Raw genomic sequence first — 4,730 nt, forward strand, 5'->3', positions numbered from 1 at the left:
ACCCTGAGTTAGGTCTATGTGCATTTTTTGTCTTATTGTTAAATTGTTTTGATGGTACTTTATAGGGGCTTTGGTTTGGCTAAAGAAGTCAAGATCAAGACACTTTTGATATACTGCTCCCACTAAAGTAAAGGTAAAAATAGATGAATGAAACGGTTATGGAGAAAATAGCTATCTGCAAAGCCGAACGGATGCCATACCTCGACCTTAGCTATCTAGGACTGTCAGAGATCCCCACTGAAGTCGGCTCATTGGTTTGGCTAGAACGTCTTTCTCTTTCGGGAAATCACATCTCAGATCTATCTGCTTTAGCATCACTCACAAAGATACACAAACTCTCACTTTCCCACAATCAGATATCTGACCTTTCGGCCTTGTCATCATATAAAAGACTAAAGTTTCTTTTCATACAAGATAATGCTATCTCTGATATCACCGTATTAAGTCATATACCCTCACTTAAAAAAATTGTTGCGCATCATAATCATATACAAGATACTGGAAGTCTTAGTTTGTTGCCTAACCTTGTGTACTTGGATGTAGGCCATAATCCCATTCAAAATCTACAAACATTAAAGAAGTTAGCCACACTCCACGTACTTAAAGTCTGATGTCATTTCTGTAGTAAAAACTTTAGACTTTTTCCTAGACTGTGTTATAGAAATGTAATACATTTTCATTATTATTCTATTATACATGAACAAAAGGAAAAGTAATGCAAGGTAAAACAGCAAGGATACTAGGAAAAATGATCCCGCTTTCACTTATTACTGCAAGTATCATCTATGCTGCTTGGTTACTGAACATTAGTGATACATCAATTCAAATCACATACAGTAACATGAGCACTATAGAGTTAGAAGAAGAAGTAGAGAGACTAAGCCTAAATGGAGATGTCCCTTTTCCAATGGGTATGGAACTTATAAAAAGATGGACGAACAATAACGTCACTATAGCAAGTTACTAGCTGACCGCATCGCAGCAGTAATCGCACCTTCCAAATATCCACCTTCCCTAAAAGCACTCTCTGTACCTGAAAATATCAGTTTCCCATCAAAATGTGTCACATCAAAACCATAAGAAGGATGTTCGCGTAGAGGCATAGCATCAAGTGCTGTTGAAGTATAAGTCTCTTTTTTCCAGTCTACAAAATAGATCTTTGAAGGGTTGGCAGCATTTTGTCCATGAAGTTGTATAAGTTGTTGGATGACAGCCTCTTCCAAATTATCATACTTTGCATAACTGTGAAGAAAACCAAAGAGTGCTGCTTTGTCTGTGGTACAGGCATCATGTATCTCACCCAATGGGCCAACATGAGAAACACCAAAACCGCTTAAGCCCTCTTCTCTCCAAAATGCATGAGGGTACTCTATGACACACTTGGCAGAGTATCCCATCCATGTCGGTGTATTCTGCAGTTGTGTATGAAGTGCTTCAGGGAGTCCAGGCACATACGCTATACTTTCTACTGCCAAACGTGGAGGCAGTGTTGAGATCACCTTATCAACCTCATATGTTTTTGCTGTCGTTTTGACGACTATCATTTCATTTGTTTGTGTTAAAGAGAGAACCTTTTCATTAAGATTGGCAGACTTTTTAAGTCGTTTTTCTAAAGCATCGACCAATTGACTGATGCCACCTTTAATACGGTAAGAAGGTGCAGTTGATGGAGTGAATCGTTGTACACCATCTGGGGCATCATAAAGGGCAAGTCCCTCTGTGTATTGTGAAAAAACCTCTAACTCTAATCTCTCTATGAGCTGTAAGATGTTTTTTTGATGAGGCCAAACCCATGATGGACCCATATCATGTCCATCCATACCCATGATCCGTCCACCTGTGCGATCACGTGCTTCTACGACAGTCACATCATAACTGTCTTGAAGTAAAACAGCACTATAAAGCCCACTAAGCCCAGCACCTATAATCAGTAATTTCTTGTTTTTCATGCCGTCATTGTAACCAATCATCATATGAGTAAGATAAAACACAAATTAAGAGACTTTATTTTCTATCCATTTCTCTTTTATGGTTCTCTAAAGTTTCCAAAATAAGTTATAATATTAAAAAGGAGACAAGATGAAACAACTGAAAGTATGGGGTGTAGTTTTTACGCTCATTTTAGCTACAAGTACTGTGCATGCAGAAACAAAGCGTTACGAAGTCAAGTCCGGTATCATTGAATATACTGTGAGCGGTGGTGGAAACATGATGGGAATACAAACGAAAATTGATGGAAAAAGCAAAGCACTTTTCAATGAATGGGGGAAAGTAGAGCTTCATGAAGATACAACAAAGTCTGTTATTATGGGTAGAGAGGAAAATACACGTCAAACTACGAAGATAGATAATGGCAAAGTGTTTGTGGTGGACTATGAACAAAAGGTCATTGTACAGTATGATCCTGACACGTTAATGCAGTCTGAGTATAAAGATATTGCCAAAAATTCTAAAGAGATGTTGCTTGCCATGGGTGGTAAAAAAATAGGAGAAGAGACCATACAGGGCTATGCTTGTGAAGTATGGGAAACACCGCAGATCAAACTTTGGCTTCACAAAGGTATCATGCTTAAATCTGTAGCCAACATTATGGGAATCACACACTCAACAGAAGCTATAAACATCAATCTGGATGCATCTGTATCTGATGCAGATCTAAAATTACCTGACTTTCCAATACAAACTATGGAAGAGAGTATGAAGAAAAATAATATGCCTCAAATGACACCTGAACAGATGCAGCAAATGCAAGAGATGATGAAAAATTTCACACAGAGATAACAAGGAATAACCTATGAAAAATGTACTTATTATAAACGGACACCAAAAGTATGATCAGATAGCAGAGGGTAAATTGACCAAACTGTTTATAGATACTGCCAACGACTTTTTTGTGGAAAATGAATTCAATGTTAAACACAGTGTGGTTGAAAGCGCATATGATGTCAGTGATGAACTTGAAAAACTTGCATGGGCAGATTATATTTTATTTCAATATCCTGTCTACTGGATGGGCGTGCCCTGGCTCACTAAAAAATATATAGATGAAGTCTTCTCTGCTGGTGTGAACACGGTAACCTATGTCAGTGACGGACGAAGCAGAGAAGACGCATCTAAAAAGTACGGCAGTGGGGGATTAATGCAAGGTAAGAAATATATGTTGAGTCTAACCTATAACTGTCCAGACACTGAGTTTGACAATAAAGATGGCTTCTTTGATGGGCTCTCATTAGATGAAGCAAATGTTGCGACACATAAATTATTTAAGTTTTGCGGTGCAGAAGCACTTGAAACATATGCCATACATGATATATTTAAAAGTGAACTAGATATTGATGCTGAACTGATCCATTTTAAAAACACCCTGCAAAGAAATTTTATAACAAATCAATAGATATGCTCATGTTACGTCTTTTTAGGACGTAACATACCCTAAAGATTGACCTACCTTACTTCCATAAGGTCTAGTCAAAATCATAGTCTATTGTTCCTTCATCAAAGTGCCAGGTTTCCAAACAGTCCCAAAATGATTCACCTTTGATATCATCTTTTTCTTCATCAACCAGTGTTGCTTCAAAGTCATATAGATATTTGTCATATACTGTTTCTCTTTCATGCTTGAGCGGTGTCTTGCATTGACATGTTTGATACCATTCAAGTGTATTATCATTCGTCTTGCGAGCTTTTTGCATCGCATTTACGATATATGAACCATCTGGTTCTTGATCGGCAATGCTTCCATCTGTTAAAGCTGTAAAAAAAGCTTTCATCTTTAGCTTGTCTATCTTTGCTTTCACTTTGTATAACATTTTAAATCCTTTCCCACTTATATAAGTTTATTATATCTATATTGTACATCTTATAACTGTATAATAGCATAACATTTTTATAAGGAAAACCATGAATATCACCTATCAACTCACGCAAAATGAATACCTGCAAGCAGTCAATTTACACCACAAGAAAGGTAAGAGGATCATAACACTCGCTATATATGTGATCTTAGCAACTATGATCGTCATCATCGGTACTGACTTCTCAAATACCCGTGAGGTCATCACGAACATTATCGCTGCTTTTTTTTCTATCTCTTTTTATATGCTTTTTGTACGTATGCTTACTGCATATCAAGCAAAAAGTGTCTATCAAAAAAGTGCTACATTACCATATGAGATCACACTACAGATATATGGCAAAGGGATCAAGCTAGATAAAAACAATAATAATGCTACCATTCCATGGAGTGCATTTATGAAGTGCAAAAATGATGAGAAGTTTTACCTTCTATATACAAATCCTCGCAGATTCAACGTCATACCGACCCGTGTTTTAAGTGAAAAGCAAAAAGAAGAGTTTGATGCCTATCTGAAGAAGTATATTCCCCAAAGCTGACTTTAGATCATAGGAATCGCCCATTTCTTATAGTAGGCGATCATTCTGAGTATCATACCCGCAACAAACACCATGATCATCGTATAAAAAGATATCATTTGATAAAAGTTCAACACATATAACGTTAAACCTATAAGCAGTGCGATGGTCCCGTAAAAACCTGTTTTAAGGACAAATGGGATCTCATTGATGATCACATCTCTGATGATACCCCCTCCTACAGCCGTCACAAAAGATAAAGCCAATACACCTGTAAGGTTTAGCCCCGCTTGTAAAGCAATCAATGAACCTGTAATACTGAAAGAGATAAGCCCTATGGAGTCACTGAGTATAAATAA

At 37.2% G+C, this 4,730-nt stretch carries 8 protein-coding genes; 5 read left to right on the forward strand and 3 right to left on the reverse strand.

Annotated features, from left to right (window positions below):
- Window positions 1-143: 143 nt before the first annotated feature.
- Together WBM70_RS10425 and WBM70_RS10430 are read left to right on the forward strand one after the other, a co-directional pair.
- Window positions 144-611, forward strand: coding sequence for a leucine-rich repeat domain-containing protein (locus tag WBM70_RS10425; RefSeq protein ID WP_424558443.1), 468 nt, complete (start codon window positions 144-146; stop codon window positions 609-611).
- Between the two features lie 104 nt (window positions 612-715).
- Window positions 716-967 carry a hypothetical protein gene (locus tag WBM70_RS10430; RefSeq protein WP_424558444.1) on the forward strand — a complete coding sequence of 84 codons (252 nt, stop codon included), beginning with the start codon at window positions 716-718 and terminating at the stop codon, window positions 965-967.
- Here the strand turns inward: WBM70_RS10430 and WBM70_RS10435 are convergent.
- The gene (locus WBM70_RS10435; RefSeq protein WP_424558445.1) at window positions 951-1,949 is read right to left on the reverse strand and encodes a flavin monoamine oxidase family protein; all 999 of its coding nucleotides are present in this window, start codon (window positions 1,947-1,949) and stop codon (window positions 951-953) included. The two genes, WBM70_RS10430 and WBM70_RS10435, sit on opposite strands and share 17 nt — an antisense overlap.
- A gap of 130 nt (window positions 1,950-2,079) precedes the next feature.
- Between WBM70_RS10435 and WBM70_RS10440 the strand changes: the two genes are divergently transcribed.
- Both WBM70_RS10440 and WBM70_RS10445 read left to right on the forward strand, forming a co-directional pair.
- Window positions 2,080-2,781, forward strand: a complete 702-nt coding sequence (locus WBM70_RS10440) for a hypothetical protein (protein WP_424558446.1) — start codon at window positions 2,080-2,082, stop codon at window positions 2,779-2,781.
- Window positions 2,782-2,794: 13 nt separating this feature from the next.
- Window positions 2,795-3,394, forward strand: a complete 600-nt coding sequence (locus WBM70_RS10445) for an NAD(P)H-dependent oxidoreductase (protein ID WP_424558447.1) — start codon at window positions 2,795-2,797, stop codon at window positions 3,392-3,394.
- 70 nt (window positions 3,395-3,464) lie between these two features.
- On the opposite strand, the gene WBM70_RS10450 is transcribed toward WBM70_RS10445, so the two are convergent.
- Complete coding sequence (locus WBM70_RS10450; RefSeq protein ID WP_424558448.1) at window positions 3,465-3,809, reverse strand: hypothetical protein; 345 nt, start codon at window positions 3,807-3,809, stop codon at window positions 3,465-3,467.
- Between the two features lie 91 nt (window positions 3,810-3,900).
- On the opposite strand from WBM70_RS10450, the gene WBM70_RS10455 reads away from it, so the two are divergent.
- Window positions 3,901-4,392, forward strand: coding sequence for a YcxB family protein (locus tag WBM70_RS10455; protein WP_424558449.1), 492 nt, complete (start codon window positions 3,901-3,903; stop codon window positions 4,390-4,392).
- 2 nt (window positions 4,393-4,394) lie between these two features.
- Here WBM70_RS10455 and WBM70_RS10460 read toward each other — a convergent pair.
- On the reverse strand, window positions 4,395-4,730 hold a 336-nt coding region (locus WBM70_RS10460; RefSeq protein ID WP_424558450.1), incomplete at its 5' end, for a trimeric intracellular cation channel family protein.

Source organism: Sulfurovum sp., assembly GCF_049668085.1.
Lineage (GTDB): Bacteria > Campylobacterota > Campylobacteria > Campylobacterales > Sulfurovaceae > Sulfurovum.

Excerpts from the sequence above, each read along its gene's own strand:
- WBM70_RS10440 (WP_424558446.1), top strand. The coding sequence starts at position 2,080 with ATGAAACAACTGAAAGTATGGGGTGTAGTTTTTACGCTCATTTTAGCT.
- WBM70_RS10450 (WP_424558448.1), bottom strand. The coding sequence starts at position 3,809 with ATGTTATACAAAGTGAAAGCAAAGATAGACAAGCTAAAGATGAAAGCT.
- WBM70_RS10425 (WP_424558443.1), top strand. The coding sequence starts at position 144 with ATGAATGAAACGGTTATGGAGAAAATAGCTATCTGCAAAGCCGAACGG.
- WBM70_RS10430 (WP_424558444.1), top strand. The coding sequence starts at position 716 with ATGCAAGGTAAAACAGCAAGGATACTAGGAAAAATGATCCCGCTTTCA.
- WBM70_RS10445 (WP_424558447.1), top strand. The coding sequence starts at position 2,795 with ATGAAAAATGTACTTATTATAAACGGACACCAAAAGTATGATCAGATA.
- WBM70_RS10455 (WP_424558449.1), top strand. The coding sequence starts at position 3,901 with ATGAATATCACCTATCAACTCACGCAAAATGAATACCTGCAAGCAGTC.
- WBM70_RS10435 (WP_424558445.1), bottom strand. The coding sequence starts at position 1,949 with ATGAAAAACAAGAAATTACTGATTATAGGTGCTGGGCTTAGTGGGCTT.